A 26,448-nucleotide genomic window follows, 5' to 3' on the forward strand; every position below is an offset into this window, starting at 1 on the left:
ATGCCCGATATCGAGTGTCGCCTGTCGCTGCGGCACGCCGACTTCATCATGCAGAACCACCGGGTGCACGGTGTGTCGGTGATGCCGGGAGTGACCTTCCTCGACATCGTCTACCGCATCCTCATCGCCAAAGGGTTCGACCACCGGCGCGCGGAGCTGCGCAACGTACTGTTCACCGAGGCGGTCGCCACGGCCGACGGCCTCGACCGGGAGATCCGCGTACTCGTCGGCCCCGAGGAGGACGGCGTCCGCCAGGTGACCGGGGAGAGCCGCCCGGCGGGCGGCGACGACTCGTCCTGGCGGCGGAACTTCTCGGCCGAGCTCCGCTTCACCGACGGTCCCGAGCCCGGACGGCTCGACCTCGACGCCGTCAGGGCGAGGGCCACGGCCCGCCGCGACATCGCCGAGCTGTACGCGCAGGCCCGCGGCGAGCGGATCGAGCACGGCGCCCCCATGCGCTGCCGGGGCCCGCTGTTCCAGGGGGACGGCGAGCTGCTGGCCGAGCTGGACCTGGAGAGCGCGCGCCCCGGCCACGAGAAGGGCTTCCACCTGCACCCGGCGGCGCTCGACGCGGCCTCCATCGTGGCCTACGGCCAGCGGCCGTCGCCGGGCGACCCGTTCATCCCGGTCTTCATCGAGCGTTTCCGCGCACCCCGGCCGCTGCGCGGCCGCTGCCACGTCCACGTGCCCTCGCCAGAGGAGTTCGCGCCCTCGGGCGACGTGGTCCACAACGACTGCTTCCTGTACGACGAGGAGGGGCTGCTCGTCGCGGAGTTCCGCAAGCTCACCTGCAAGCGGATCCGCCATCCCGAGCTGATCACCAAGCTGGTGGGCGGCGACGTCGGGGCGCCGGCGCGGGAGAGCGCGCCGGCCGGCCGCCCGGACCCGCGGGACGTGACACCGGCGGACGGCGAGACCGATCATGCTGATCGGCCCGGCGGGACGGGCGACCCGGCCGGCGAGATGGCCGGGCGCCTGCGGGAGCTGATCGCCGGGCTGCTCGGCGTGGATCCCGCCGACGTCCGGACCGATGCCGGGTTCTACGAGCTCGGGCTCGACTCGGTCGCGATGCTGCGCATCAGCCGCGACCTGGAGGGGCTCGTCGGCAGCAAGCTCTACCCCACACTGCTGTTCGAGTTCAGCGACATCGACAGCCTCGCCCGCCACCTGGTGGACACGTACGGGCCCGTGGCGCGGACCCGAGGCGAGGACGGCGTCGCGCGGACGGCCGAACCCCCGGCCGCCGCGCCCGGCGAGGCCGAGATGACGTGCCTGGCTCCGGTGTGGGCGGCATCTCCCGCCGCACGGACCGGTGAGCGCGATGAGCCTGACGAGCCTCGTGAACCCGGTGACCTCGTCCTCGTCGGGGGGACCGCGGACCTGGCCGACGCGCTGCGCGACGGGATCGCCGGCGCGGGCGGACGGGTCGTGCACGTGACGGCGGGAGAGGCGTTCGCCGTGATCGACCGCGACACCTGCGCGATGCGTCCGGGCGACCGGGACCAGGCACGCCTGCTGCTCGGCGAGCTGTCCAGGACCGCCGCCGCGCCGAGGACCTATGCCGTCGTCGCCGATCCCGGCGGCACCGCGCATCTCGCCGGTGCGGAGACGGCGGATCGGACCGGGCCCTATCACGCCGTCTGGGCACTGGCCGCCGCGCTGGCCGATCACCGCGTCGCCGAGCCGGTCGATGTGCTGTACGTCCACGCGGCCCCGGACGGGGCGGCGCGGCCCGAGGACGCGGCGGTCGGGGCGCTGGCCCGCACCCTGTCGGCCGAGGTCCCGGCGCTGCGCTGCCGCCGGGTGGAGGTGGACGCCGACGAGGACGACGTCGAGGCCGTCGCCGCCGCGATCCTCACCGAGGCCGCCGCCGGAGCGGACGCCCACGGGGAGGCGCTGTATCGCGACGGCGAGCGGTTCGTCCGCAGGTACGCGCAGGCCCGGCCGGGCGGCGAGCCGCTGCCGTTCCGCGAGGGCGGGGTCTACGTGCTGGCGGGCGGCACGGGCGGGATCGGCGCCCTGCTGGCCGGTCACCTCGCCCGGCGCTGGCGCGCCCGGCTGGCGCTGCTCGGCCGGGGGCCGCTGCGGGCCGAGACGGCCACCCGGATGGCGGCCTGGGAGGAGGCGGGCGCGGAGGTCGTCCACCTCCGGGCCGACATCGCCGACGCCTCGCAGACCGCGGCGGCCCTCGACAAGGTGCGCGCGCTGTACGGCCGCGTCGACGGCGTCTTCCACTGCGCCGGCGTGGTCCGCGACGCGGTCTTCTTCGCCAAGGACCCGGCGGCGTCGGCGGAGGTCCTGCGGACCAAGATCGACGGCGCGGTCAACCTCGACCGGGCGACGGCGGACGACGACCTGGACATGTTCGTGCTGTTCTCCTCGCTGTCGGCGACCCTGCCGAACCCCGGCCAGTGCGACTACGCGTACGGCAACGCCTTCATCGAGCACTTCGCCCGGCTGCGGGCGGAGCGGCCCGGCCGGTCCGGGCGCACGCTCGCGATCGGCTGGCCCTACTGGGCCGAAGGAGGCATGCGCGTCGCGCCCGAGGTGCTGGAGCGGGCCCGCGCGTCGTCGGGGCTGGCTCCGATGCCCACCGAGGTGGGGCTGCGCACGGTCGAGGAGGCGGGGGCGTACGACGAGGTGGCGATCGCCGCGGTGTACGGCGACCGCGTGGCCGTCGGCCGGACCGTCCCCGCCGTCGCGCCCCACGAGCCCGGAGAGCCCCAAGAGCCCCAAGAGCCCGGAGAGCGCGGCACGTCCCTGCCGGGCGGCGCGCGGTCCGGCGCCGTACGGGAGGCGGGAGACCTCACCGGCACGGTAGGCGGCCGGGTGGGGGCCGGGCGGGACGAGCCGACGCCGATCGCCGTCATCGGCATGGCCGGCCGCTATCCGCAGGCGCGGGACCTGCGCGCCTTCTGGCGCAACCTCGCGGGCGGGCGCGACTGCGTCACGGAGGTGCCGGTCGAGCGCTGGGACCACGAGGAGATCTTCGACGCGCGGCGGGGCACGGCGGGCCGCACGTACGGACGCTGGGGCGGCTTCGTCGACGGCGTCGACCGCTTCGACCACGCGTTCTTCGGCGTCTCCCGTCGCGACGCCGAGCGGATGGACCCCCAGGAGCGGCTGTTCCTGACAGTCGGCTGGCACGCCCTGGAGGACGCGGGCTACCCGCCGGCCGCGCTCTCCGGCCTGCCGGTCGGGGTGTTCGTCGGCGTGATGTGGAACCACTACCAGCTCCTCGACTCCGCCGACGACGGCGTGCGGCCCATGGCGGTGCACTCGGCCATCGCCAACCGCGTGTCCTACACCTTCGACCTGCACGGCCCGAGCGTCGCCCTCGACACGGCCTGCTCGTCCTCGCTCACCGCGCTGCACCTGGCGGTCGAGAGCCTCCGCCGGGGCGAGTGCGACCTGGCGCTCGCGGGCGGGGTCAACCTGAGCGTCCACCCGCAGAAGTACCTCCAGCTCGCGCAGGGCCAGTTCCTGTCCGATGACGGGCGTTGCCGCGCCTTCGGCCGGGACGGCACCGGCTACGTGCCGGGCGAGGGCGCGGGGGCCGTGCTGCTCAAGCCGCTCGACCGGGCCCTCGCCGACGGCGACCACGTGTACGGGGTCATCCGCGCCTGCGCGGTCAACCACAGCGGCCGGACCAGCGGTTTCACGGTTCCCAGCCCGGCCGCGCAGGCGAAGGTGATCGGCGAGGCCGTCAGGCGGGCCGGGATCGACCCCCGCACCGTGGGGTACGTCGAGGCGCACGGCACCGGCACCTCGCTCGGCGACCCGATCGAGATCGAGGGCCTGCGGCAGGCGTTCGCCGGCGCCGGGCTCGCGCCGGGCGTCCGCTCCGTCGGGTCGGTCAAGTCGAACATCGGCCATCTGGAGAGCGCCGCCGGCATCGCGGGTGTCACCAAGGCGCTGCTCCAGCTGCGCCACGCGGTTCTGGTGCCGTCGCTGCACTCCGCCGAGCCGAACCCGCACATCGACTTCGCGAACTCGCCCTTCCGCGTGCAGCAGCGGCTGGAGCCGTGGCCGGCGCCGGAGGGCGGCGGGCCTCGCCGGGCGGGCGTGAGCGCCTTCGGCGCGGGAGGCTCGAACGCCCACGTCATCCTGGAGGAGGCGCCCAGGCCGCCGCGCCGTGCCCGCCGCAGGGGGCCGCACCTGTTCGTCCTGTCCGCCCGCACGCGGGACGCGCTGCGGGAGTACGCCCGCGCCTACCTCTCCTTCCTGCGTCCCGGTGACGACGGGGAACCGCTGCCCGAACTCGCCGACCTCGCGTACACGAGCCAGGTCGGCCGGACCCCCATGCCCGTACGGCTGGCCGTGCTGGCGGACGATTTCGAGGACATCCGTACGGTGCTGTCCCGTTTCGTGGACGGCGAGCCCGGGGACGGCGTCCGGTCGTGGACGCCGACGGAGACCGGAACCGCGACCGGATCGGCCACCGAGCCGGCCACCGGGCCGGCACCTGAGCCGGCCACCGGTGGCGGCGTCCCGGCGGGCTTCGATCCCGTCCGGCTCTTCCGGGCCGGGAGATTGGCGGAGGTGGCCGCGGCCTGGGTCGGCGGCGCGGACGTGCCCTGGGCCGCGTGCCACCCCCGCCCCGCCCGGCGGGTGCCCATGCTTCCCGGGTATCCCTTCGCCGAGGAGCGCTGCTGGCTCGGCGACTGGCGCCGCGGCGGGGCCGAAGCGCCGCAGACCCTCGTGTCCCTCGCCGGTTCCCCACCCGCCGCCGGTGCGGCCGAAGCCGATGCCGATGCGTACGAGGACGATCCGGCCCGGCGAGCGGTGGCGGCCGGCGGCCCGCGCCCGCTCGCCGTCCACGCGACGCTGCCCGAGGAGCCGGCACCCGAGGAGACGCGGTTCGACGAGACGCCCGAGGGGACGGCGGGCGTGCCGCGTGAGGAGATCGTCCAGGCCATCGAGGACGCGCTCTGCGAGCAGCTCTACGTGTCCAGGCAGGAGATCGACCCGCGCACTCCGTTCAGTGACATGGGCGTGGATTCGATCACGGCGGAGCTGGTGCGCCAGGAGCTCGGCGAGCGCTTCGGCGTCGAACTCGACTCGGTGGCCGTCTACGACCACCCGACCGTCGAGCGGCTCGCCGACTTCGTCCACGAACTGTGCGCCGCGCGACCCGCAGCCGCGTCTGCGGCGACCGAGCCCTCCCCGCAGGCCCCGGCGAGTGGCACGCGGGCGGACGCGGACGACCTGGAGGGGCCTCCGCGGCCGAGGGCCGGCGCGGCCGTTTCGGAACCGGACGACGGAGTGTCTTCAGGTGAGGAGACGACCGTGGAGGCGCACGACGGCGGCGCGCCTTCCGACGGCGGTGAGGCGACGAAGAGCACCGAGCCTGGCGGGACGATCCCGGACGGCGGGCCGCGGGGGGACGACATCGCGGTCATCGGAATGTCGGGACGTTTCCCCGGTGCGCCCGACCTGGACGCCTTCTGGGCCGATCTGGCGGCCGGGCGCTGCGCCGTGACGGAGATCCCCCGCGACCGGTGGGACGCCGACGCCTACTACGACCCCGACCGTACGGTTCCCGGCAAGTCGTGCAGCCGCTGGGCGGCCATGCTCGACGACGTCGACGCGTTCGACGCGGGATTCTTCGGCGTGTCGCCGCTGGAGGCGGAGGCGATGGACCCCCAGCAGCGGCTGTTCCTGGAGGAGGCGTGGAAGGCCCTGGAAGACGCGGGCTACGCCGCCCCCGGCTCGGGCCGGCCGCCGCGGTGCGGGGTGTTCGTGGGCTCGGGCGCGGGCGACTACGCGCGGCTGCTCCAGGAGGAGGGCGTGCTCGACAGCGGGTACGGCTTCCTCGGCACCTCGCCTTCCATCCTCGCGGCCCGCGTCTCCTACCTGCTCGACCTGACCGGTCCCACGATGGCGGTGGACACCGCGTGCTCCTCCTCCCTGGTCGCGGTCCATCTGGCCTGTGAGAGCATCCGCACCGGGCAGTGCGAGACGGCGATCGCCGGAGGCGTCGCCCTGATGCTGACGCCACAACTCCAGGTGCGCTGCAGCCAGGTGGGCATGCTGTCGCCGACCGGCCGGTGCGCCCCCTTCGCCGCCTCGGCGGACGGCACGGTGCTCGGCGAGGGGGTCGGCGTGGTCGTCCTCAAGCGGCTCGACCGAGCGCTGGCCGACGGCGACCACATCCACGGTGTCATCCGGGCGACCGGTGTGAACGGCGACGGCAGGACCAACGGCATCACCGCGCCCAGCGCCACGTCGCAGACCGACCTGCTCACCGCCGTGCACCGCCGGGCCGGGGTCCGCCCCGACGACATCGGATACGTCGAGGCGCACGGCACCGGCACCCCGCTCGGCGACCCGATCGAGGTGAAGGCGCTCAGCCAGGCGTTCAGGACCGGCACCGATCGGGCGGGCTTCTGCGGGATCGGCTCCGTCAAGGCCAACGTCGGCCACACGACGATGGCGGCCGGGGTGGCCGGCCTCATCAAGGTGCTCCTCGCGATGCGGCACGGCAAGCTGCCGCCCGCCGTCCACTTCGACGGGCCCAATCCCAACATCGACCTCGACGGCGGCCCGTTCTACGTCGTGCGGGAGCTGACCGACTGGCACCCGGGCCCCTCCGGCAGCCGGGTCGCGACCGTGAGCAGCTTCGGCTTCAGCGGCACGAACTGTCACATCGTGGTCGCCGAGCCGCCGCGGCAGGTGCGGCGTGAGGACGGTAACTCCCCGGAGAAGGCTCACGTCGTGCCCGTCTCCGGGCGGACCGACGAGGCGCTGCGCCGCCGGCTGGCCGACCTGGCCGACGCGGTCGCCGCCCTGCCCGCGTCGTACACGCTGGAGGACGTCGCGTACACGTTGGCCGTGGGCCGCCGTCACCTCCCCGAACGCGCCGCCGTCGTCGCCCGCGACCTGACCGAGCTGGAGGAGCGGCTGCGCGCCCTCCTGCGCGAGGGCCGGGCGCCGGGCTCCTTCCTGATCGGCACGCCGGACGGCGCCGAGCCCGCCGAGGAAGCGGCAGAGGGACCGGCAGACGAGGCGGAGCGGCTGGCCGCGGCCTACGTCCGGGGGGAGGCCGTCGACTGGGCGGACCGTCACCGCGGCAGGCGACCCCGCCGCGTGCCGCTCCCGGCCTACCCGTTCGCCCGCGACCGGCACTGGATCGGCGGCCCCCGCACCGACCGGCCCGCCCGGCAGGCCACGGCGCAGGCCTCGCCGGAAGGGGGGTCACGGGAGGACGCGTTCGGGCTCGCCGTGCCGTGGCTGCTGCGCGATCACCGGGTGAACGGCGAGCCGATCCTGCCCGCCGCCGCGGCCGTGGAGGCCGTGGCCGGCGCCGCCGCGCGGAAGGGCTCCACGCCGCCCCTCACGCTGTCGTCGGTGCGCTGGCTGCGTCCGCTCGGGGCGGACGACGGGCGCGTCCACGTCGAGCTGGCCGCCGACGGCACGTTCGCGCTGACGGCCGGCGACCCGGCCGCTCCGTACGTCACCGGCCGGGTGTCCCCGGGAAACAGGTCCGCCCACACCCTGGACCTGGCCGGCATCCGGGCCCGCTGCCGTGAGCGGCGGACCGCGGACGAGCTGTACGGGACCTTCACCGCCGCGGGAATCGAGTACGGCCCGGCCTTCCGCACCCTCAGCGAGGTCGTCCTCGGCCCGGAGGAGGCACTGGGCACGCTCACGAACGCCGCGGACGGCACGCCGGTCGCGCCCCGGCCGGGCGAGGACCGCTTCACCGTGCATCCGGCGCTGCTCGACGGCGCGCTGCAGACGGCGGCCGCCCTCGTCGCGGACGGCGCGACCGGCCCCGCCGTGCCGTTCTCCGCCGACCTGATCGACGTCCTCGCGCCGCTGACCGGACCTGCGTACGCGCATGTCAGGCGGGACGGCGAGCACCGCTTCACCATCGAGGTGGCCGATCGCGACGGACGCGTCCTGGTGCGGCTGTCCGGTCTCGTCGTACGCCCGGTGCCGGACGCCCTGGACGGCATGCTGTACGTGCCGCGATGGCGGGAGGACGGGCCCCGGGAGCGCGTCCCCGCCGGCGCGGACGCCGACGGCGAGCGGCGGGTGCTGATCGTCCACACGGCGGAGTCGGCCGCACTCGCCCGCGCGCTGCTCGCGCTCCACGACGGCGGCCACACCCGGGCTCTGCCACTGGCCGAACTCGATCCGGCGCGGCTCGGCCCGCCGTACGACCGGGTCTACTTCCTGGCCGGGACGCGCCCCGGCGACGCCTCCGGGCATCCCGTCATGCTCGGCCTGTTCCGGCTGATGAAGGCCCTCATCGCGGGGGAGCGCCCCGACCGGGGGACGCTGACGGTGGTCACGGCGGGTGCGGTGCCGTTCGACGACGTGAAGGCGGCGCCGGCCGACGCGGCGGCACGCGCGGAGGCTGCGGGGCTGCTCGGCCTGGCCCGCACGTTCGGCGCGGAATACCCCCGGTGGACCGTCACCTGCGTCGACCTGGGCGACGTGCCCGACCCCGACGCGGCCGCGCGTGCCGTACGGGCGGAAACGGAGGGCGCGCCGATAGTGGTGCGCCGCGGAGACCGCCGCTGGACGCGCACGCTCGTCCCTGCCCGGCTTTCCGCCACCGGCCTGCCGTTTCCGAACGGCGGGGTGTGCCTCGTCGTGGGCGGGGCGAGCGGCATCGGCTACGAGCTGAGCCGCCACCTCGCCCGCACCTACGGCGCCCGCCTGGCGTGGATCGGCCGCCGCGAGCGGGACGCGGAGATCGAGCGCCGCGTCGCGGAGATCGCCGGCCTGGGCGGCGAGGCGGTGTACGAGAGGGCGGACGTCTGCGATCCCGCCGCCCTGCGCGACGCGGTCGCGCGGGTCCGGCAGCGGTTCGGGCCCGTCGACGGCGCGGTGCACTCGGCCGCCGTGGCGGCGGACCGCATCCTCGCCAACCTCGACGAGGAGACCTTCCTCGCGGCGCTGGCGCCGAAGACGACAGGACTGGTCAACCTGCACGAGGCGCTGCGCGGGGAGCCGCTCCGCTTCCTGGTGCTCTTCTCCTCGGCCGCGACGTTCGTGGACACCCCCGGGCAGGCGGCCTACGCGGCGGCCGGGACCTTCGAGGACGCGTACGGCCTGCACCTGCGTGCGGCGGGGGCGGCCCCGGCTGCGGTCGTGAACTGGGGCTACTGGGGCGACGTCGGCATGGGCGCCGACGACCGGCACCGGCGGCGCTTCGCCGACCTCGACGTGGGCTCCGTCGAGCCCGCCCAGGGCATGGCCGCGCTCACGCGGATCCTCGCCGCCGGGGTGCCACAGGCTCTCGTCGTGAAGGCCGGGCCCGCCGGACTGGCCAGGTTCGGGATCGAGGCCGCGACGCCCGCCACCGAGGAAGGCCGGCAGACCTCCGGGACCTCGACGATCGCGGACGCTCGGCAGGACGGCGGCGTGGGGCGGGCCCCGGCGCCGACGGGTATGCGCCTCGACCGGCAGGCCCGCGACTACGTCAAGCGCGTCTTCGCCGAGGTGCTCAAGTTCCGTGAGGCGGATCTGGGCGAGCGCACCACGTTCGAGAACTTCGGCATCGACTCGCTGATCAGCCTGAACATCATCAACCGGTTCGAGCGCGACCTCGGCCCGCTGCCGTCGACCCTGCTGTTCGAGCAGCTCACGATCGAGCAGCTGGCCCGATATCTCGCCCGGGAGCACGGGGAGCGGCTGAGCGCCGTGCTCGCCTCCGAGTCCACCGAGCCCTCCGAGTCCACCGAGCCCTCCGAGTCCACCGAGCCCTCCGAGTCCACCGAGTTCTCCGACTCGTCCGAAGGGCTTGTGGCCTCCGCCGCGCCTCCCGCCGCCACGTCCACCACGTCCACCACGGCCGCGGCTGTCCGCGCCGGCGGTGTGAACGGCGGCGGAGACGAGGCGCGGCCGGTCGATGTGGCGATCATCGGGGTGAGCGGACGCTACCCGGGCTCGCCCGACCTGGCCGCCTTCTGGCGCAACCTGGCCGAGGGCAACGACTGCGTCACCGAGGTGCCCGCCGACCGCTGGGACTGGCGCCCGTACTTCGACCCGCGACGCGGCCGGCCGCAGCGCACCTACAGCCGGTGGGGCGGCTTCATCGAGGGCGTCGCCCAGTTCGACGCCGGGTTCTTCGGCATCCTGCCGCGCGACGCGGTGAACATCGACCCGCAGGAACGGCTGTTCCTCGAGACGACCTGGAACCTGCTCGAAGACGCGGGCTACCTGGGTGAGCACACCCGCGAACCGCGCACCGGCGTGTTCGTCGGCATCATGTACGGCACGTACGGCGAGCTGGGGGCGACCCAGTGGCCTCGGGGGCGCCTGTCGGGGGCGCACTCCGCCTACTGGTCGGTGGCCAACCGGGTCTCGTACTTCTTTGACCTGTCCGGGCCCAGCTTCGCGGTCGACTCGGCCTGCTCCTCCTCGCTGACCGCCGTGCACCTCGCGGTGGAGAGCATCCGGCGGGGCGAGTGCCGCATGGCGATCGCGGGCGGCGTGAACCTCATCCTGCACCCCAACCACCACGTGTCCCTGTGCGCGATGAACATGCTGTCGGCCGACGGCGCGTGCAAGGTCTTCGACGCCCGCGCCGACGGATACGTGCCCGGTGAGGGCGTCGGCGCCGTGCTGCTGAAGCCGCTCGACCGGGCCCTGGCCGACGGCGACCGGGTCTGGGGTGTGATCCGCGGCAGCGCCGTCAACGCGGGGGGGAAGACCGCCGGGTTCACCGTCCCCAACCCCAACGCGCAGGCGGAGCTGGTGTCGGAGGCGCTGCGCCGGGCCGGGGTCGATCCCCGGACGATCAGCTACGTCGAGGCCCACGGCACCGGCACCGAGCTGGGCGACCCCATCGAGGTCGCCGGCCTCACCCGGGCGTTCGGCGTGGCCGCGGACGGCGGCGCGGGCCGATGCGCGATCGGCTCGGTCAAGGCGAACATCGGTCATCTGGAGGCCGCGGCGGGCGTGGCCGGGCTGACGAAGGTGCTGCTCCAGATGCGCCACGGCACGATCGCGCCCTGCGTCCACCTCGAGACCCTCAGCCCGAAGATCGAATTCGAGAGGTCGCCGTTCCTTCCGCCGTCGCGCGCGACGGAGTGGAAGCGGCCGGTGATCGACCTCGGCGGCGGGCCGCGGGCCGTTCCACGACGGGCCGGCGTGAGCTCGTTCGGCGCGGGCGGCGCGAACGCGCACGTCATCGTGGAGGAGCACATGGAGAACCGGCCCCGCCTGCCCGACGACGGAGAGCGGCAGCTCTTCCTGCTGTCCGCCCGCGACGCCGGACGGCTGCGCGCGCACGCGGCGCGGGTGGCGGACTTCGTGGACGACGACGCGGCGTGCGAGGCCACGCTGCGCGAGCTGGCCTACACCAGCCAGGTCGGCCGCCAGGAGATGACCGAGCGCCTGGCCGTGCTGGCGACCGATCGGCGGGGCCTCGCGGAGCGTCTGCGGGCGTACGCGTCGGGCGAGCCGCATCCCGACGTCGTCACCGGCAGGGCGGAGGGGGCCGACACCCGGCTGTTGCTGGACGGCGACGAGGGCGCGGAGTTCGTGGCCGCGCTCCTGGCCGGGCGCAGCCTGCCCAGGCTCGCCCGCGCGTGGGTGGCCGGGGCACAGGTGGACTGGCGCGTGCTGTGGCCCGCTCCCGTGCCCCTGCGGGCGTCGTTTCCCACCTATCCCTTCCAGCGCCGTCGCTACTGGCTCGACCTGGACGGGCCGGTGGTGCCCGCAGAGCCCGGTGCGGCCGGTGCGACCGGCCAGGACGTGGCGGGCGCCGCGCCCTACGGCGACGCGGTGACGTCCGTGCCGCAGAGCGAGGCCGGGCCCGGCTCCGGGGAGACGGCGCTCCTGCCGCTGAACGGCGATGAGCCGCACCTGACCGATCACCGTGTCGGCGGGGCGCGCTGGCTGCCGGGTGCGGCGGTCCTCGGACTCGTCCGCTCGGCCTCCGGCCTGTCCGACGCCGCCGTAGCCCTGCGCGACGTGCGCTGGCACCGGCCGATCAGCCTCGAATCCGGCATTCGGGAGGTCTCGGTCCGCTTCCTCCCGGAGGAGGACGGCCGGCGGTTCCGGGTGCTCGTACCCGGCGCAGACGGCGCCGCGTACGCCGAGGGCGTGCTGGCCCCGCTCGCCGCCGCGGCCCCGGCCGGTGACGGCGTCACCCGACCGGAGGCGGATCGGCGCGACGTCGCGCAGGTGCTCGAACTCGACGCGATCCGGTCTCGGTGCGGCCGGGAGATCGACGTCGCGGGCTTCTACCGCGAGCTCGGCCGGGCGGGGCTCGACTACGGGCCCGGGCTCCGTGTCGTTTCCGCCCTGCGCGTCGGCGTGGGCGAGTGCCTGGCCCGCATCGCCGCGCCCGCCGCGCCGGACTCCTCGGCAGTGGAGTCCTCGATGGCGGAGGAGGCGGGCAGGGACGGCGGCATCGGCGAACCCGCGCGTCAGGCCGCGCTCCTGGACGGCGCCTTCCAGGCGGCCGCCGCGCTGGTCGAGGGAGCGACGGGCTACGTCCCCGTCGGGCTCGACCTGGCCCTGTGCCAGGCCCCCCTGCCGTCCGCGTGCTGGGTCCACGTCACGGAGAAGGCCCCGGACGATCGGGGACGCCGCCGGTTCGACCTGCGGCTCGCCGACGACGACGGTGCCGTCCTGCTGGCCATTGACGGCCTGACCGCCGCTCCGGTCGCACAGCCCGCCTCCGCGGGCACCGGCCCGATCAGTGGCCCGATCACCGGCCCGATCAGCGGCCCGATCAGCGGCTCTGGCAGCGGCGGGTCGCAGGGCGCCGGCTCCGCCGCCACCGCCGTCGCAACGGCCGCCCCAGGTGGTACGGGGGCTGGTGACTGCCGTTATCTGCGTCCGGTCTGGCGTCCGGAAGGTCCGGCACGTCAGGGTCGCCCGCCCCGCGTGGCCCTGCTCGACCTCGCGGACGAGCCCCTGCGCCTGGCCGTCGGGAGCGAGCTCGCGGGACGCGGGGTGACCTGTGTGTCCGTGGTCGCCGGAGCGGACTACGGGCGGCGCGACGACGGGACCTACACGCTGGTCCCCGGCGACCCGGACCACTGCCGGCGGCTGATCGACGACCTCGCCGATCGCGGCCTGCTGCCCGACGCGTTCCTGCGCGTACCGGCCGCCGCAGCTCGCGACGCGTCGGCCGACGTGCGGGAGGGGTTCCACGCGCCGTTCTGGACAGCCGTCTCGATCCTCGGGCGGAACGGCGGAGCCTCGCTGCGCGCCGTCGTGGCGCACGCGGGCGGCGCCGAGCTGATCCGCCCGGCGTACGCCGCCGTGGCCGGGTCCCTGCGGACACTCGCCCTGGAGCACACCCGCTTCACGGCCGCCCGAGTGGAGTTCGATCCCGGCACGCCCGGCGGACGGCTCGCCGCCCTCCTGGCGGAGGAGCTCTGCGCCGAGTCCGGCGGCGTCACCGAGGTGCGGTACGACGGCGCGGGACGCCGCGTCCGCGAGCTCGAGGACTTCACGCCCGCCGACGTCGCCGGTCTTCCGCTGCGCCCCGGCGGCACCTACCTGATCACCGGGGGAGCCGGCGCCCTCGGGCTGCTCGTCGCCGAGTTCCTGGCCGGGCACGGTCCGGTCAACCTGGTCCTGACCGGCCGCTCCCCACTCGACGAGAGGCGTCGTGCCCGCGTCGGGGCCCTCGATCGCGAGGGCGTGCGGGTGCGCTACCTGCCCGCCGACATCGCCGTACGGTCCGATGCCGAGCGCCTGCTCCAGCGGGTGCGGGAGGAGTTCGGCGGGCTCCACGGCCTCGTCCACGCGGCGGGCGTCACTCGCGATGCCCGGGCCGTGCTCAAGACGCCCGGCGAGGTCGCCGAAGTACTGGCCCCGAAGATCGATGGCACGCTCCACCTCGACGCGCTGACGAGGGACGACCCGCTCGACTTCTTCGTGCTGTTCTCCTCGGCGACGGCCGAGATGGGCAACCTCGGCCAGGCGGACTACGCGTACGCGAACGGCTTCCTCGAAGCGTTCGCCCGCGATCGGGAGCGGGAACGGCTGGCCGGGCGGCGCGCGGGACGCACGGTCGCCATCGGCTACCCGCTGTGGCGTGAGGGTGGCATGGCCGTGGACGAGGCCACGGAACGCCTGATGGCCCGTCATTGGGGCATCGCGCCGCTGAGCACGCCCGCGGGTCTGGAGGCGTTCCGCCGGGCGCTCGCGGGCGGCGAGCCGAGCTTCGTCGTCTTCCAACCGGCGGTCGCCGAGTCCGCCGGCGGCCCCGGCGCGCGGGCGGCGGACACGCCGTCGCGCGCGGCGCACGGGGCTTCCGGCGGGGCTTCCGGCGGGGCTTCCGGCGGGGCTTCCGGCGGGGCTTCCGGCGGGGCGCCCGCGCACGCCTCGCGGGAAGGCGGCGGGCAGGACGCCGACGGGTACGCGGCTCACGTGGAGCGCGACCTGCGCGCGGTGGCCGCCCGCTTCCTGCTGGTGGACGAGTCGGAGGTCGACCCGGACGCCGACCTGATGGAGCTGGGCTTCGACTCGGTCTCGCTCACCGAGCTGATCAACGAGGTCAACGAGCGCTACACGCTCGACCTCCTGCCCACCGTCCTGTTCGAGTGCCCCACGCTGACCGGCTTCGCCGCCTACCTCGACGCCAACCACCGGGCCGCGCTCGCCGCCCGGTACGCCGGCCGGGAACGGCCCGCCGACGCGGGCACGGACCACCCGGCCGCCGCCGAGCCCACCACAGTGGACGCCTCCCCGGCCCCGGCCCCGGCCCCGGAACCGGGAGCGGCGATGCGCGGCGACGCGCGCGACGGGGCGCGCCGCGGCGAGCGGCCGGAGGGACCGGAGAAGCCGGACGGCGCGCGCGACAGGGACGGCCTACGCGAACCCCGCGACGGGCGCCTGCCGGTCGAGGTGGCGGTGGTCGGCATGGCCGGGATGCTTCCCGGATCGTCCGACCTGAGCGAGTTCTGGCGGCACCTGGTGCGCGGCGACGACCTCGTGGGCCCGGTGCCCGACGATCGCGCCGACCTTCGCGCGGACGATCGGACGCGGCACCTGCAGGGCGGCTTCCTGGACGACGTCGCGGCGTTCGACGCCGGGCTGTTCGGCATCTCGCCCGCGGAGGCGGCGCTGATGGACCCTCAGCAGCGACTGTTCCTGCAGGCCGCGTGGCGGGCGATCGAGGATGCCGGGCACCGGCCCTCGGAGCTGGCCGGAACCGCGACCGGGCTGTTCGCCGGGGTCGCGACCTCCGACTACGACGCCCTGCTCACCCGGCACGGCGTGCCGGTCCAGGCCCACATGGCGACCGGTGTCGCGCACGCCGTGCTCGCCAACCGGGTCTCGCACCTGCTCGACCTGCGCGGCCCGAGCGAGGCGGTGGACACCGCCTGCTCCAGCGCCCTGGTGGCCATCCACCGCGCGGTCCGCGCGATCCAGGCGGGGGAGTGCGAGACGGCCCTGGCCGGCGGCGTGAACGTGCTGCTCAACCCGGACGTGTTCGTCGCCTTCACCCAGTCGGGCATGCTCAGCCCGGACGGACGATGCAAGGCGTTCGACGCGGCGGCCGACGGCTATGTGCGCGGCGAGGGCGTCGGCGTCGTGATGCTCAAGCCGCTCGATCGGGCGCTCGCCGAGGGCGACCACGTTTACGCGGTGGTGCGGGGCACCGCCGTCAACCACTGCGGCAGGTCGGCGTCGCTCACCGCGCCCAACCCGGAGGCGCAGGCCGACGTGCTCGTCCGGGCGCATCGGGAGGCGGGCGTCGACCCGGCCACGGTCACCTACATCGAGGCGCACGGGACGGGCACCCGCCTGGGCGATCCCATCGAGATCGAGGGCCTGAAGAAGGCGTTCACACGGTTGTACGAGGACTGGGGCCGCCCGATGCCGCGGACCCCGCATACCGGCATCGGCTCGGTCAAGACGAACATCGGCCACCTGGAGGCGGCGGCAGGCATCGCCGGGGTTCTCAAGGTCCTGCTGGCGATGGAGCACGGGGAACTGCCCGCGACCCTCCACAGGCGACAGGTCAACCCCTACCTGCGGCTCGACGGAACGCCGCTCCACCTGGTCGACACCGGCCTGCCCTGGCCCGCGACCCCCGGGCCGGACGGGCGGCCGATCCGGCGCGCGGGGGTGAGCTCGTTCGGTTTCGGCGGATCGAACGCCCACGTCGTGCTGGAGCGGGCGGTGACGCCCGCCGAGGAAGCGGCGGAGCCGTCGCCGGCAGGACCTGAGCTGTTCGTGCTGTCCGCGCCGACCCGCGAGGCGCTGCGCGCGTACGCGACCCGGCTCGCGGCCTTCCTCGGCGAACGGCCCGGCCTGGAGCCGGCGCGCGTCGCGTACACGCTGCAGGCGGGCCGGGAGGAACTGCGCGAACGGCTCGCCGTGGTGGCGGCGAGCCATGAGGAGCTCGTGTCGGCGCTGCGCGCCGCGGCGGCGGGGGAAACGGCGCCCGGCCGCCACGGCGTGATCCATGTCGGCACCGCCGCGCGGAACGCCGGCCCCTGCGCCGAGGAGGACCTGGACGCGCTGGCCCGCGCCTGGGTCACCGGGGCGCGCGTCGACTGGACCGCCCACAGGGCCCGGCGGGCGGGCGGCGGTGCCCGGCCGCCGCGCAGGCTGCCGATGCCGAGCTTCCCGTTCAGCCGGACCAGGTTCTGGTTCACCCCAGAGGAGTCCCGTCCCACCCCGGAGGTCACCACGGAGGTTACGGTGCAGCAGCCGAATCAGCACGTACGGCACAGCATGGGGCTCCGGCCGGCCCGCCGGGCCCGGGTGCGGCTCGCCCCGCCGGACGCCGCGCGGGCACAGGAGAACCCCGCCCGGCCCGGCGGGCCCTCGGAACGAGCCGAGCCCGCCATACGCAGCGCGGCACCCGCCGCCGACGGCCGGCCCGAGCCGAGCGAGCCCGCCGCGCGGCCGGTGGCCGTCACGGCCGCCGCCCAGGTCACGGCCGAGGCGGCGGCGCCGGTGACGCGGAGCATCAGGGAACACCTGGCGCGCATCCTCGCCATGCCGGCCGAGGAGATCGAGGGCGACCGGCCCTTCGCGGAGCTGGGTCTCGACTCGATCTTCCGCATGGACCTCGCCCGCATGCTCGGCGCGGCGTACGGCCTGGAGCTCAAGGCCGAAGACATGTACGAGCACGACAGCGTCGACTCGCTCGCCGCGCACATCACGTCGCTGACCGCGCCGTCCGGAGACCGGCCCGGGCCCGAGCCCGCCGTCCGGAGAACCGCTGCGCGGGAACGCGATACGCGGGCGGCCGACGCCCGGACGACCGTCCGGGACGCCGGTCCGGATACCCCGACCGGCCCCGCACCTGCCACCGTCCTCACCTCCGCGACGAGCGGGGACGACGCGGAGCACGGCGACGGCGGGGCGGCTGCCGAGCGGGCGGTGCGCGACCTCGTGGAGGGCGTCATCCGGCGGCCGCTGGACCCGGCGCGGAGCTTCGAGCACAACGGGCTCACGTCGTTCGACATGCTGCGCGTGATCAGCGCTCTGGAGAAGCGGCTCGGCGGCCTGCGCAAGTCACTGCTGTTCGACCGGCCCACGCTCGCCGAGCTGGCCCACTGGCTGCAGGACACCTTCGGGGCCGCCGCCGTCGCCTCGCTGGCCGCCTCCGGCGACGCCCCTACCCACACCGGGCGCGACGCCATGGGCGCGCCCGAGGCCGCCATCGGGAGCAGCGAGGCACGGGCCGCCGGGGCATCGGCCGAGGGGGAGGGCGTGCCGCTGATCGTCTCGCGTGCCGCCGTCGCCGAGCGGCCCGGCCTGCGCGACCTGGTGGCCGACCTGGAGCGGCGGTACGCCAAGGAGACCGGCCTCGCGGGCCGGGACATCGCGCCGTTGCTGTTCCTCGGCTCGTCGCGCCAGGGATTCTTCACGTTCTCGCGCCGTGACGACGACCTCTTCTCCTGGAGCTACGTCGGCTCGGACGAGTACTTCACCGAGCTCGTGGCCGAATATCTGGAGTACGCGCGCGGCCACGGCCTCAGGGCCAGCTTCCTGTCGCTGCGGCGGCTGGAGGAGGCGGGAGGCCACCGCCTGACCGCCACGCCGTTCGGCGCGGTGCAGCGCCTGGAGGACCTGAGCAGGTTCACGCTGAAGGGCGGCCGGATGAGCCGGCTGCGCTACATGGTCCAGCGGTTCGAACGCAGCGGCTCCTGCCGCACGGTGGAGTACCGCTCGGGCTCCGACCCCGCGACGGACCGCCGGCTGGCCGAGCTGGTGGACCGCTGGGCCGGCGGCAAGCGGATGACCAACCCTTACGTCCGCAGGGTCCGCGAGGAGATCCGCGAGGGCCTGCTGAACGAGCGGCACCGGGTCTTCCTGACCTACCTGGACGACGCCCTCGTGAACGCGGTGGTCGTGACCCGCATCCCGTCGGAGAACGGTTACCTGCTGGACGTGGAGTTCTACCCCGCCGACGGCCCGCTGGGCGGCCTCGAGTACGCCATCGTGAAGATCATCGACGTGCTCGTGGCCGAGGGGTGCACGCTGTTCAGCTTCGGCGCGAGCTTCGGGGCCAAGGTGTGCGATTCGCCGAACGCCGCGCCCGAGGTCGAACAGGGCCTGGAGGAGCTGCGCGGCGCGGGCATCTTCGGCACCGGCAACTTCCAGTTCAAGAACAAGTTCCGGCCCGTGAACGCGCCCCTCTACCTCTGCCAGCCCGCCGACGGCCCGCGGACCCCGGTCGCCGACGTCATCTTGATGATCGCCGACCCGGCCATGCCCGCCGCCGTCACCCCACCCGCCCCCTCCGACGGCCCCGCCGCTGTCACCGCCTCCTCCGGCCCCGGCGGGCGGCAGGACGCCGGCCCGGTGGCCACCGCGGCCGGGGAGCGGGAGGCGCTGCTGGCGGCCCACGGGCACAACCCGCTGCGGCTGCCGTCCGGGGCCGTCGAGTTCGACCTGGTCACCGATTCGTGGGCCGAGCGTACGGACGAGGCGGTGGTGCGGCGGGCCGGGGAACTGGTCCGCCGGGCCGCCGAGCCCGGCGCGGGCGACGAGCTCACCCCGCCCTGGCTGCCGTTCGACACGGTCGTCGCGGCGCCGTCCGGCCGGGCGGCCGAGGCGCTGCTGTGCCGGTCGTGGCCGGGACGGCGCGGCGCCGTGCCGCACAACGGGCTCTTCCCGACCCTGCTGTTCAACCTGGCCGACAACGGCTTCGACCCCGTCCCGGTGCCGTCCGCTTCCGAAGGTCCTTTCGGCGGCGACCTGGACCTCGCCGCACTGGACAAGGCGCTGGAGGCCGGGGAGACCGCCTTCGTCGCCGTCGAGCTGACCGGCAACGCCGGGGGCGGCGCACCGGTGTCGGCCGCCAATCTCCGTCAGGTGCGGGAGCGTGCCGGGGCGCACGGCGTGCCGCTGGTCGTCGACGCGACCCGCGTGGTGGAGAACGCCGTGTTCGTGGTGGAGCACGAGCCGGGACACCAGGGCCGCGGAGTGTGGGACGTGGTGCGCGACCTGCTCGCCGCGGCGGACGTCGTCACGATGAGCGCCACCAAGGATTTCGGGGTCCACGCGGGCGGCCTGGTGGCGACCCGCCTGCCCGAGGTGGCGGCGCGGCTGCGAGAGGAGGCCGAGCTGCGCGGGCCCGGTCTCAGCCTGCTCGACCGCCGCGCGCTGTCCCTGGCCCTCGCCGACCGCGAGGGCGTGCTGAAGCTGGTGCGTCAGCGGATGCTCGGCGTGCGGACGCTGTGGCGGCGGCTCGACGCCGCGGGCGTGCCGCTCGCCGGCCCCCCCGGCGGGCACTGCCTGCTGCTCGACCTGTCCCGTATGGACCGCCTCGCCGGCCTGCCCCATCCGGTGCCGTCGTTCCTCGCCTGGATGTTCCGCGAGACCGGCGTGCGCGGCGGGCCGCACCTCGCGGGCGACCGGCTGGTCCGGCTGGCCGTCCCCCTGGGGTACGGCAAGGCCGAGATCGACGTCGTCGCCGAACGGCTGACCGGGCTGTTCGGCTCCGCCGCGGAGGTGCCGCGCCTGATGACGGCCGAGGAGCCGGTCACGGCCCTCGACGCCGCCCGCGCCGCCTACCGTCCCGCCGGGGAGGTGCCGTCCGACATCCAGGACGTGCTGCGCGAGGGCTACCGCCCTGCCGACCAGAACTGGGCGGCGGTCCGGGAGGCCGCTCCCGCCGTCCGGCGCACGCTCGTGCCGTACGGCGGCGGACAGGTCGAGGTGCTGAGCGCGGGCGAGGGGCCGACGCTGCTGCTGATGCATCCGTTCAACATGGGGGCGGGGGTGTTCGCCCGGCAGTTCCGCGACCTTGCCGGGCGGTGCCGGGTCGTGGTGATCCACCACCCCGGCGTCGGCGCCACCACCGCGGACGGCGACATCAGCCTCGACGGCATCACCGCCCTGCATCACGACGTGCTGCGCGGACTCGGGGTGGAGTTCCCGGTCCACGTCGCGGGCGCGTCGTTCGGCAGCCTGCTGGCGCAGAACTTCGCGTTGCGGCACCCCGAGGCCACCGCGTCCTTGTCGATCATCTGCGGGTCGTACAAGTACGCCAACCGCGCCGGGGCCGTCAACCGGCTGGAACGCGTGGTGGCCGAGGATCTCGACCACATCATCGCCGGATCGGGGTCCGCCCGGATCCTTGAGCAGCGGGACGACCTGGAGGCGGCGCTGCTGCGCTGCGAGAGCATGGACCCGAGGATCGGCCTGCGCTACCTCGACGTCTTCGCGGCCGAGCCCGACCTGCTGGGCCGGCTGCCGGGCATCTCGGTGCCGACGCTGATCGTCCAGGGCCGCCACGACTCGGTCATCCCGCTCAAGACCGCGCATCTGCTGCACGGACTCATTCCCGACGCCCGGTACGTCGAGATCCCCGACGCGGGTCACTTCCCCTGCGTCACCCACCCGGACGAGGTGAACCGCGCACTGGCCGGCTTCCTCCGCCTCGGAGCCGGTGACGAGCGCCCCGGCGATGTGGGGCGGACCGCATCGATCGAGGAAGGGCAGGGCCGACGATGACAGAACGGCTCACCGGCATCGAGTCCCTCAACGTGTACGGCGGCGTGGCGTGCGTGCAGGTCGCCGAGCTGTTCGCCGGGCGGGGGCTCGACACCGGCAGGTTCGGCAACCTCATGATGGCGCGCCGCGCGGTGGCGCTGCCGTTCGAGGACCCGGTGACCAACGCGGTCAATGCCGCCGCCCCGCTGCTCGAGCGGCTCGGCGAGGAGGAACGCGACAGCGTCGAGTTCCTCATCACGGCCACCGAGTCGGGGGTCGACTACAGCAAGTCGGTCGCGTCGTACGTGCACGAGCACCTCGGCCTCGGCCGGCACTGCCGGCTGCTCGAGGTCAAGCAGGCGTGCTACTCGGCGACCGCCGCGCTGCGCCTGGCCGCCTCCTACGTCGCGTCGGGCGTCTCGCCGGGCGCCCGCGCGCTGGTGATCGCCACCGACGTCGCGCTCGCCGACGAACGGGCGGAGTACGCCGAGCCGGCCACCGGCAGCGGCGCGGTCGCCATGCTGGTCGGCGACGACCCTCGGGTGCTCGCCCTCGACCCCGGGGCCTTCGGCCTCTACAGCTTCGAGACGCTCGACACCGCCCGGCCCTCCCCGGCGTACGACATCGCGGACGTGGACCGGTCGCTGCTCGCCTACCTGGAGTGCCTGCGGGAGAGCTTCGCCGACTACCGCGCGCGGGTCGAGGACGTCGACCTGATGACGACGTTCGACCTGCTGGCGCTGCACACGCCGTTCGCGGGGATGGTCAAGGCCGGGCACCGCAAGCTGCTGCGCGAGTTCACCGCGGCGACCCCGGCCGAGATCGAGGCGGACTTCGAGCGGCGGGTGGGCCCGTCGCTGGCCTATCCCGGTGAGGTCGGCAACCTCTTCTCCGGCTCGCTCTATCTCGCCCTGGCAGGCGCGCTCGACACCGTGCGGCCCGCCGCGCCGCTGCGTGTCGGCCTGTTCTCCTACGGCTCGGGCTGCTCGTCGGAGTTCTTCAGCGGCGTGGCCGACCAGAGGTCGGCCGAGGAGGTCGCGGCCATGGACATCGCCGGACGGCTGTCGGCCAGGGCCGAGCTGACCTTCTCCGAATATCTGGAGGTGCTGCCGGAGAACATGCGCTGCCTGGTGCCCGAGCGCGACCGCAAGGTGGACGTGTCCGCCTACGAGCACCTGCTGGACCGGTGCGCCGACCGGCGCCCGATGCTGGCCCTGCGCGCGGTGGAGGACCACCACCGCCGATACGAGTGGATCTGAAGGGAGTGAGGGGTGCATGGACGACGTCGCGATCCTCGAGTCGATCCGGCGGCAGACGGTGGCGGTGGTCCCGGAGATCGATCCGGCTGAGATCACGCCCGACCGCAGCCTCGCCGACCTCGGCTGCAACAGCGTGGACCGGGCCGACATCGTCACCGGAGTCATGGAGGAGCTCATGATCGAGGTGCCGCTTTCGGAGTTCCGCCAGGGCGCGCCGGTCGGGGAGCTCGTCGAACTGCTGCGGAAACACGCGTGACCGGCGCGCTCTGATGGAGGCGCTCCTATGGAGACGGTGACCGTCACGGGCGTCGGCGTGGTCTGTGCGATCGCGGGCGACGTCGGCGCGTTCGAGCGGGCGCTGCGGGAGGGACGGAGGGGCGTGCGCCCACGCCCGGACGGCGGCCCCCCGGCCGCCCTGCTGGACGAGGAGGTGCGCGACGCGCTGCCCGTCCTGCCCGCGGGCGCGCCCGACGGGCTGCGGCGCTCCGCCGAGCGGCTCACCCGGCGGGCCCCGCTGCCGCTGCGCGCCGCCGTGGGCGTGGCGGCAGAGGCGTGGGTCGGGGCGGGCCTGCACACCGGCGCCGTGCCGGGCGACCGCGTGGGGCTCGTGGTCGCCGGGAGCAACCTGACCGGCCGCCACCTGACGGGCCTGCACGACCGGTATGCGAACCGGCCGGCCCACCTGCCCCCGCGTGCGGCGCTGCGGCTCCTCGACACCGACCACGTCGGCACGATCAGCCAGCTGCTCGGGATCACGGGAGAGGGCTGCACCGTGGGCGCGGCCTCGGCGAGCGGCAACGCCGGCCTCGTGCACGGCGCTCGCCTCGTCGCCATCGGAGAGGCCGACGTGTGCCTCGTCGTCGGCGCACTCACCGACCTGTCCGCCGTCGAGGAGCGGGCCCTGCTCAACGTCGGCGCGATGGCCCCCGGGCCCGCGGGGCCGCCCTTCGACGAGACCCACGGCGGTTTCGCGTACGGCCAGGGCGCCGCGTGCGTGGTGCTGGAGTCGCGGCGGTCCGCGCGGGCGCGGCGCGCCGAGGTGCTCGCCGAGCTGGCCGGATGGGACCTGCGACTGGCCGCGAGCAGCCTCACCGAGCCCGACGGCAAGGCCGAGGCGGCCACGATGACCCGGGCGATGAGGCGGGCCGGCGTCTCGCCCGGCGAGGTGTCGTACGTGAACGCGCACGGCACCGGAGCCCCACTAGGGGACGCGGCGGAGGCGGAGGCGCTGCGGCAGGTGCTCGGCGAGGCGGCGGGCGGGGCCTGGGTGAACTCCACCAAGGCCCTCACCGGCCACTGCCTGGCGGCGGCGGGGGTGGTCGAGGCGGTGGCGACCGTCGTGCAGATGCGGGGCGGGTTCGTCCACCCCAACCCGGGGCTCGAGCACCCCGCCGACCCCGGCCTCCGGTTCGCGCCGGCCACCGGCGGGATCCGCGCCGATATCGGGGTCGCCCTCTCGAACGGCTTCGGCTTCGGCGGATTCAACGGCAGCGTGGTGTTCCGCCTGCCCGCATGATCGCGGCCGGCGCCGGCGGCTCAAAAGGAAACGGTTCTACCCCCGATGAGGAGTCGTATTCCTGACATTCGAAATCGTTCACCCCGGAAGAAAGGCCGACGGCCGGGCGCGGAAAACCGCCCCGGCCGTCCTATTGCACCGAACGATGTTCGTTGAAACTTCAGGAAATCGCTTCCATGTAGTCGCCCAGCCGTTCCTCGTCCACCGCCAGGAAGGCGTCCGGCCGGGTCTCGATCAGACCGCTGTCGCGGAAGCGCTTGAGGAAGTAGCCCACCCGGGAGCGGGTGGTGCCCACCATGCCGGACAACTCCTCCTGGGTGATCTTGTCGTTGATGCAGAGTTTCCCGGCGCGGGGGGTGCCCAGTTTGCGGGCCAGGCGCAGCAGGGTGTGCGCCAGGCGCTCCTCGCTGTCCGCCGTGACCAGACTCGTGATCACCTGCTGCTGCTCGGTCAGGCGATGGGCCAGGTAGCACAGGAAGTCCTCGAGCAGGCCGTCGTCCGCCAGTGCGGACAGGAAGTTCGCCCGGGGGATCTTGCGCAGGGTGGCCGGGGTCATCGCGGTCACCGTCTCGCCCCGCCTGCCGCCCAGGAGGCACGACTCGCCCAGCAGGTCGCCGTGGGTGTGGATGCCCAGCAGGCACTCCTTGCCGGAGCGCGAGACGCTGACCGTCTTCAACCGGCCGCTGATGATGATGTACAGATGACTCGCCTGCTCACCGCAGACGTATAAGTGCTCGTTGCGGTTGAGTCTGACGACAGATGTGTGATCGGAAGCGGTATAACAGAGGGCGCGAAGCCGCTCGCCAACCTGTAAAGAGCCGGATGCCCGACGCATACACCCCCCAATGACGTGAACGCCTCATGATCCGCCTAGATTTTAAGCGAAGCATGCTTAATCTGAAAAGTACGATTATCGTGCGTAATGTCGTGCCTATATAGGCTGGTCGGAGTTCAGAGGTGGTCGCAGGCGCCGAGCCGGCACATCCCAGACGCGATGAGGGGCAGGGAAGGCCCTGCCCCTCATTCCTCGTCGTCGACGTCGATGGCGCTGCGGGGACACGCGACCGCCGCCTCCCGCACGTCGTTCCACAACTCCCGCGGAGGGCACGGGTCCACCAGGACGACCATGCCCTCGTCGTCGGTCTGGTCGAAGACGCGGGGCGCGACGAGGACGCAGGTCCCCGCCCCGCAACATCGGCCGGTGTCGACGCTGACACGCATGCTTCCTCCTCGGCCGTCCCGTCCTACGGGGACCGGCTCGTCCCATCTCGTCCTGCTGGCGCGCGGCCCCTGTCACCAGGTGACGGGGAGCTCCTGCACGCCGTACACGATCGCGTCGTAGCGGAAGGGGATCCGCTCGACCGGGGTGGCCAGGCGCAGGCCCGGGAAGCGCTCGAACAGCCGGGTGAACGCGACCTGCAGCTCCAGCCGGGCGAGCGTGTGCCCGAGGCACTGGTGCGGGCCGTACCCGAAGGCGACGTGGTTGCGCGCACCGCGGCGGATGTCGAACCTGTCGGGGTCGGGGAAGACCTCACCGTCGCGGTTGGCCACCGCGAGGAGGGCGATGACGCCCTCGCCGGCCCGGATGAGTTGCCCGCCGACCTCGGCGTCCGCCACGGCCACCCGGGTCATGCCGAGCTGCATGACGGTCTGGTGCCGCAGCAGCTCCTCGACGGCGCCCGCCATCAGCTTCGGGTCGGCCTTGATCGCCGCGAGCTGATCCGGGTGTTCCAGGAGGGTCAGCACTCCCAGACCGATCATGTGGGCGGTCGTCTCGTGCCCCGCGGCGAGCAGCATCCAGGAGATCGTGATCAGCTCCTGCCTGCTCAGCCGTCCAGGAAGGACCTGCTCGGTCACGAGGCGGCTGATCAGGTCGTCGCCGGGCTCGCGCTCCTTGTCGGTCACGAGCCGGTCGAGGTAGGCCGCGAGGCCGGTCTTCGCGGCGCCGATCTGCTCACGGTCGCTCTTGGCGTCGAACAGCGTCTGCAGGTACCCGCCGAAGGTGGCGTGGTCCTCGTGGGGGACGCCGAGCATCCCGCAGATGACCCGGGAGGGCACCGGCAGCGCCAGATCGCGCACCAGCTCGGCCGGGGAGCCGGACGCCTCGATGCGGTCGAGACAGCCGTCCACGACCGCCTCGACGGCCGGGCGCATGGCCTCCACACGCTTGACCGAGAACTCCCCGGTCAGCATGCGCCGGTAGTGGGCGTGCTCCTCGCCGTCCATGCGGATGAACGTGCCCTTGAGCACGGGCTCCACGGGCTTGGCGTAGAGGTTGGGAAACCCGGGCCGGCTCATGTCCGAGCTGAACCGGGGGTCGTCGAGCACTGCCCGCACGTCCTGGTGCCGGGTGAGCAGCCACGCCCACTGGCCGCTGGGCAGGTCGACCCGGCTGACCGGCCGTTCGAGCCGGAGCCTGGCGTACTCCCGCGGCGGATCGAACGGGCAGGCCCGTTCCGACACGGGAAAGGCAAGGCGGGCGTCCGTCATCGGTTCTTCCTTCGCTGTACGGCGCTCAGCTTGACGGGTGACCGGCCGGACGGGGTCTCGGTCTCCCCCGCGCTGATCTGGGCGGGAAGCCGGAGTGGCACTGGGATGCTACCGAGAGCCTTTACTCCGTGTTTGCTCAAGAATGAGCATGCTCGGGGGACTTGTCGCGGGACTGCAGGTCGGGCCGCCCGTGGAGATTCATGATTGTTTAGCCGTCTATGTGAAATTTGGTCACTCGTGGGGTTAGGGTGGTCAGCCACCCGCGGAAGCCGTGGAGGTTTCCCCCGAAACGACCGC

General features: G+C 74.3%; 7 protein-coding genes. 4 read left to right on the forward strand and 3 right to left on the reverse strand.

What is annotated here, in order from left to right; genetic code table 11:
* Genes FLW16_RS24505 through FLW16_RS24520 form a run of 4 tightly spaced genes read left to right on the forward strand, consistent with a single transcriptional unit; the run spans position 1 to position 23,661 of the window.
* Positions 1–20,907, forward strand: coding sequence for an SDR family NAD(P)-dependent oxidoreductase (locus FLW16_RS24505; RefSeq protein ID WP_142562472.1), 20,907 nt, complete (start codon positions 1–3; stop codon positions 20,905–20,907).
* Positions 20,904–22,145 (forward strand): hydroxymethylglutaryl-CoA synthase family protein, encoded by a 1,242-nt coding sequence (locus FLW16_RS24510; RefSeq protein WP_142562473.1) that lies wholly within the window; start codon positions 20,904–20,906, stop codon positions 22,143–22,145. Before FLW16_RS24505 ends, FLW16_RS24510 begins: the two co-directional genes overlap by 4 nt.
* Positions 22,146–22,161: 16 nt before the next feature.
* Positions 22,162–22,401: a phosphopantetheine-binding protein gene (locus FLW16_RS24515; protein WP_142562474.1), complete on the forward strand. Its 240-nt coding sequence runs from the start codon at positions 22,162–22,164 to the stop codon at positions 22,399–22,401.
* Between the two features lie 27 nt (positions 22,402–22,428).
* Entirely contained in the window at positions 22,429–23,661 is a 1,233-nt protein-coding gene (locus FLW16_RS24520; protein WP_142562475.1) for a beta-ketoacyl synthase N-terminal-like domain-containing protein, read from the forward strand.
* A 160-nt stretch (positions 23,662–23,821) separates the two neighbouring features.
* Here the strand turns inward: FLW16_RS24520 and FLW16_RS24525 are convergent, their stop codons facing one another.
* The 3 genes from FLW16_RS24525 to FLW16_RS24535 form a co-directional block, all read right to left on the reverse strand.
* A complete protein-coding gene (locus FLW16_RS24525) occupies positions 23,822–24,496 on the reverse strand; it encodes a Crp/Fnr family transcriptional regulator (RefSeq protein WP_142562476.1) in 675 nt (224 codons plus the stop codon).
* A gap of 185 nt (positions 24,497–24,681) precedes the next feature.
* On the reverse strand, positions 24,682–24,882 hold the full coding sequence (locus FLW16_RS24530; RefSeq protein ID WP_142562477.1) for a ferredoxin: 201 nt from the start codon (positions 24,880–24,882) through the stop codon (positions 24,682–24,684).
* Positions 24,883–24,954: 72 nt separating this feature from the next.
* Positions 24,955–26,151 (reverse strand): cytochrome P450, encoded by a 1,197-nt coding sequence (locus FLW16_RS24535; RefSeq protein ID WP_142562478.1) that lies wholly within the window; start codon positions 26,149–26,151, stop codon positions 24,955–24,957.
* Positions 26,152–26,448: the final 297 nt, after the last annotated feature.

This window comes from Microbispora sp. KK1-11 (assembly GCF_006874435.1).
In the GTDB taxonomy this organism is placed as follows: Bacteria; Actinomycetota; Actinomycetes; order Streptosporangiales; family Streptosporangiaceae; genus Microbispora; species Microbispora catharanthi.

Bases quoted from the DNA above. Each gene is read 5' to 3' on its own strand.
- FLW16_RS24505 (WP_142562472.1), top strand. From the start codon at position 1: ATGCCCGATATCGAGTGTCGCCTGTCGCTGCGGCACGCCGACTTCATC.
- FLW16_RS24510 (WP_142562473.1), top strand. From the start codon at position 20,904: ATGACAGAACGGCTCACCGGCATCGAGTCCCTCAACGTGTACGGCGGC.
- FLW16_RS24515 (WP_142562474.1), top strand. From the start codon at position 22,162: ATGGACGACGTCGCGATCCTCGAGTCGATCCGGCGGCAGACGGTGGCG.
- FLW16_RS24520 (WP_142562475.1), top strand. From the start codon at position 22,429: ATGGAGACGGTGACCGTCACGGGCGTCGGCGTGGTCTGTGCGATCGCG.
- FLW16_RS24525 (WP_142562476.1), bottom strand. From the start codon at position 24,496: ATGCGTCGGGCATCCGGCTCTTTACAGGTTGGCGAGCGGCTTCGCGCC.
- FLW16_RS24530 (WP_142562477.1), bottom strand. From the start codon at position 24,882: ATGCGTGTCAGCGTCGACACCGGCCGATGTTGCGGGGCGGGGACCTGC.
- FLW16_RS24535 (WP_142562478.1), bottom strand. From the start codon at position 26,151: ATGACGGACGCCCGCCTTGCCTTTCCCGTGTCGGAACGGGCCTGCCCG.